At 74.2% G+C, this 1,440-nt stretch carries 2 protein-coding genes; both read left to right on the plus strand.

The genetic code is table 11. The annotated features are described in order from the left end of the window. Nucleotides 1-1,006 (plus strand): tetratricopeptide repeat protein (locus GUY60_RS37625; RefSeq protein ID WP_161705989.1); only part of this gene is annotated, 1,006 nt, incomplete at its 5' end. A 3-nt stretch (nt 1,007-1,009) separates the two neighbouring features. Next, nucleotides 1,010-1,440 (plus strand): zinc ribbon domain-containing protein (locus tag GUY60_RS37630; protein WP_161705990.1); only part of this gene is annotated, 431 nt, incomplete at its 3' end.

Genomic DNA, 1,440 nt, shown 5'->3' on the forward strand with positions numbered 1-1,440 from the left:
CGGCGGGGTCGCCCCGGCGGTTTCCGCGGGTGCCCCGCTTCCGGTCGGTGCGCCCGGCCCGCAGCGGCTCGTACGCGCCCTGGACGCGCCCGCGACCGCCCTCGCCCTGCCCGTCCCGCTGGTCGACCCGCAGGATCCCAACGCCGGGTTCCTCGCGGGCCTGATGACCTCCGCGCCCGCCGAGTTGATCGCCGCGCTCCGGGCCGCCCCGGCCACTTCGGTGGAGCTGCGCCTGCGTGAGCTGCGGGCCCGCCTGGAGATGGGCGAGCTCGACTCGGCGGCCCGGAACCTCGTCGACCTGGAGCGCGGCCACCCGGACGACTGGCGGGTGGTCTGGTACCGCGGCGTGATCGCCCTGACCTCCGGCGACTTCGAGACCGCCGCGCTCTCCTTCGACGCGGTGTACGACGCGTTCCCCGGCGAGCCCGCGCCCAAGCTCGCCCTGGGCGTCTGCGCCGAGGTGCTGGGCCAGCTGGACAACGCCGCGGAGTACTACCGCCTGGTATGGACGACCGACCCGAGCTATGTCAGCGCCGCCTTCGGCCTGGCCCGGGTGCAGCTGGCCGCGGGCGAGCGGCGTGCGGCGGTGCGTACCCTGGAAGCCGTACCGGAGGCGTCGATTCACTTCACGGCGGCCCGGATAGCCGCCGTACGGGCCCGGCTCCGGGACCAGGCGGCGCACGAACCGCTGCTCGACGATCTGACCGCCGCGGCGGCCCAGGTCGAGGCGCTGCTGAACTTCGGCCTGGACGCGGTCCGCCGCGAACAGTTGTCGACCGAGGTCCTGGGGACCGCACTCGACTGGGTGCTCTCCGGGAGCCGGGGCACTGCGCCGCCGCAGAGCCCCGGGAGCACGGTGCTGCTCGGCAGCAGTCTGGACGAGCGTGGCCTGCGGTTCGGGCTCGAACGCTCGTACCGGACGCTCGCCAGGCTGGCCAAAGGCGGCGCCGAAAGGATCGAACTGGTGGAGCGGGCCAACCGTTTCCGCCCCCGGACGTGGGTGTGATTGATGTCGCAGAAGCACCAGCAGACCGACGGTGCCGCTGGGTCTACGTGCCCCAGCTGCGCCGAGCCGCTGGAGTCGGGTGACCTGTTCTGCGGGGCGTGCGGGTACGACCTGTCGGCCCTGACCGCGACCCGGCAGAACGGCCCCACCGGCACCACCGGTGCCGCTGAGGGCTCTGAGGGCTCTGAGAACTCCGAGGGCTCCGAGGTGGAGTGGCCGGTGGCGCCAGAGGTGGACAGTTCGGACGTACCGGCCCCGGTGCACCTGCCCACCGACCTGGCGGGCACCGACTCGGGCGGCACCGAACTCCCGGACGCCGAGCCGGAGTCGGAACCGGAGGGCCTCGCCGACTTCGACGAGCCGTCCACTCCGTCCCGACGCGCAGCGCAGCTCGATGCCGCGCAGCCCGACCCGCGCACCGCCACCCCCACGCC

The sequence above is a fragment of the Streptomyces boluensis genome, from assembly GCF_009908195.1.
In the GTDB taxonomy this organism is placed as follows: Bacteria; Actinomycetota; Actinomycetes; order Streptomycetales; family Streptomycetaceae; genus Streptomyces; species Streptomyces boluensis.